Here is a 359-nt window from a genome sequence, read left to right as displayed (position 1 = left end):
CCGGCTCTCATGGTGTGACGGGCGGTGTGTACAAGGCCCGGGAACGTATTCACCGTGGCATGCTGATCCACGATTACTAGCAATTCCGACTTCGTGCAGGCGAGTTGCAGCCTGCAGTCCGAACTGGGACGTTGTTTCTGAGTTTTGCTCCACCTCGCGGTCTTGCTTCTCTTTGTTTAACGCCATTGTAGTACGTGTGTAGCCCAAGTCATAAAGGGCATGATGATTTGACGTCATCCCCACCTTCCTCCGTTTTGTCAACGGCAGTCTGGCCAGAGTCCTCTTGCGTAGTAACTGACCATAAGGGTTGCGCTCGTTGCGGGACTTAACCCAACATCTCACGACACGAGCTGACGACA

The 359-nt window shown here is 53.8% G+C and carries 1 rRNA gene; it reads right to left on the bottom strand.

What is annotated here, in order from left to right:
* Positions 1-359: ribosomal RNA gene (locus WS40_RS11030) — 16S ribosomal RNA — on the bottom strand; the annotation flags it as partial.

It is taken from the genome of Ruminococcus sp. N15.MGS-57, from assembly GCF_000980385.1.
Classification (GTDB): Bacteria; Bacillota; Clostridia; order Oscillospirales; family Ruminococcaceae; genus Hominimerdicola; species Hominimerdicola aceti.
Note: the sequence above shows the minus strand (reverse complement) of the source record. Positions and strands in the feature narration are given on the sequence as shown.